Below are 2,462 nucleotides of genomic sequence, written 5' to 3' on the forward strand. Positions count from 1 at the left end.
AGTACGTCCAGTACGAGGGCTTCCGGCCGGCACGCCGAGAGCACGCACCAAACGCCGCTCCTCAACGGGCAAACGTTGCCTGCCGCGGCACTAGTTCGCCGGCCCGCTACGCGCTTTCCGCGCCGTCCCTCGCGCCGTCCACCGCACCGACCGCCGTGCCTCCCTCTTCGGCTCGGCGCCATCGAGGAACGCACCGCCTCGGCGTTGCCCCGCGCGGCCGGGGTGCCGCGCGGGCACTCGACGAGTGTCAGACGGCCTGCTGGAGCTGCGGCAGCACCTTCGTGCGGTAGAAGTCGAAGAAGCCGCGCAGGTCCGGGCCGATCTGGTTCACATAGACCCGGTCGAAACCCGCATCGGCGAACTGCTTCAGCTCCGCCACGTGCTCGTCCAGGTCGTCGCCGCACACCCGGCTCCCGCGCACCATGTCCTCGGTGACGAGCTGCTGCGCCTGCTCGAAGTGCTTGGGGGAGGGCAGCACCTGCCCCAGTTCGCCCGGAAGCTGCTCGTTCGCCCAGAGCCGGTGGACGGTCCGTACGGCCGCGTCCTTGTCGGTGTCGTAGCAGACCTTGGTGCCGCCGCTGACGAGCTTTCCGCCGCCTCCGCCCTTGCGGTACTGCTCCACCATCGCCTCGTCCGGCATCACGGTGATGTACCCGTCGCCGACGCGGGAGGCGAGCTGCGTCGCGGCCGGGCCGAAGCCCGAGATGTCGATCGGGATCGGCTGGTCCGGAACGGTGTACAGCCGCGCGTTCTGGACCGTGTAATGCGGCCCGTGGTGGTTCACCTCCTCGCCGGTGAACAGCCGGCGCATCACCTGGATGGCCTCTTCCAGCATCTCCAGCCGGACGTGGGCCGGCGGCCAGTGGTCGCCCAGGATGTGCTCGTTGAGCGCCTCGCCGGAGCCGACGCCGAGGCGGAAGCGGTTGTTCGTCATCACCGCGCTGGTCGCCGCGGCGTGCGCCACCACAGCAGGGTGCATGCGCACGGTGGGACAGGTCACCGCCGTCTCGATCGGCAGGGACACGGCCTCGGACAGCGCGCCGATCACCGACCACACGAACGGGCTCTGGCCCTGCTCGTCGTTCCACGGGTGGTAGTGGTCCGAGATCCACAGCGCCTGGAAACCGGCCTGTTCGGCCATCCGCGCCTGCTCGATCAGCTCGGCGGGTCCGTACTGCTCGCATGAGAGGAAGTATCCGTACTCGGGCATGGGGAATTGCCTCCGCGACGTCGGCGGTCCGTATCCCGCACCGGGTACCCGGGCGCGGGGCCGGAAACCGGCGGCGTGCGGGGGAGCGCGCCCCGGGCGATGTTTGGGTGCCCTGGCCAGGGGGACGCGGAAGGCTCCCGAGCTACGCGACAGCGCCGGAGGCGAGCGACCGTGAGTCGACCCCGCATCCTGATCGTCGGTGCCGGCTTCGCCGGCTACCGCACGGCCCGCACCCTGTCCCGGCTCACCCGGGGCCGGGCCCACATCACCCTGTTGAACCCGACCGACTACTTCCTGTACCTGCCCCTGCTGCCCCAGGTCGCCGCCGGCATCCTGGAGCCCCGCCGGGTCACGGTCTCCCTCTCGGACTCGTTGCCGGACGTCCGGCTGGTGCTCGGCGAGGCCGACCGGATCGACCTCGACGACCGCACGCTGCACTACACCGGCCCCGAGGGGGAGGGCGGCACCCTCGCCTACGACCGGCTGGTGCTCGCCGCGGGCAGCGTCAACAAGCTGCTGCCGATCCCCGGGGTCGCCGAGCACGCGCACGGCTTCCGGGGGCTTCCCGAGGCGCTGTACCTGCGCGACCACGTGACCCGGCAGGTGGAACTCGCGGCTTCCTCGGACGATGCCAGGACGTGCGCCGCGCGGTGCACCTTCGTCGTGGTCGGCGCGGGATACACCGGCACGGAGGTCGCCGCGCACGGGCAGATGTTCACCGACGCGCAGGTGCGCAAGCATCCGCTGCGGCGGGGCATGCGGCCGCGCTGGATGCTGCTGGACGTGGCGCCGCGGGTGCTGCCCGAGATGGACGAGAAGCTGTCCGCCACCGCCGACCGGGTGCTGCGGCAGCGGGGTGTGGACGTGCGCATGGGGACCTCCGTGAAGGAGGCCACGCGCGACGGGGTCCTGCTGACCGACGGCGAGTTCGTCGAGACCCGGACGCTGGTGTGGTGCGTGGGCGTGCGTCCCGACCCGCTGGTCGAGTCCCTCGGCCTGCCCATGGAGAAGGGGCGGCTGCTCGTCGACCCGCATCTGCGGGTGCCGGGCCGGCCGGAGCTGTTCGCCTGCGGTGACGTGGCCGCCGTACCCGATCTGGAGAATCCCGGGAGCTACACGCCGATGACCGCGCAGCACGCCTGGCGGCACGGCAAGGTCGCCCCGAACGGCAGCGACTCCAGAAAGCTGTGGATGTGCTGCTCGACCGGCTTGACCTCGCGCTCGCTCCCGACGGCCGTACGCACGTCCCACA

The 2,462-nt window shown here is 71.4% G+C and carries 2 protein-coding genes; one reads left to right on the top strand and one right to left on the bottom strand.

The window, feature by feature from the left end:
• Positions 1 to 247: 247 nt before the first annotated feature.
• Positions 248 to 1,210 (bottom strand): LLM class F420-dependent oxidoreductase, encoded by a 963-nt coding sequence (locus tag ABZ281_RS45900; protein WP_356664388.1) that lies wholly within the window; start codon positions 1,208 to 1,210, stop codon positions 248 to 250.
• Between the two features lie 171 nt (positions 1,211 to 1,381).
• Here ABZ281_RS45900 and ABZ281_RS45905 point away from each other — a divergent pair.
• Positions 1,382 to 2,462, top strand: a 1,081-nt coding sequence (locus ABZ281_RS45905; protein ID WP_356664390.1) for an FAD-dependent oxidoreductase, incomplete at its 3' end; no start/stop codon positions are given.

Origin of the sequence: Streptomyces sp. NPDC006265 (assembly GCF_040613555.1) — a bacterium.
Classification (GTDB): Bacteria; Actinomycetota; Actinomycetes; order Streptomycetales; family Streptomycetaceae; genus Streptomyces.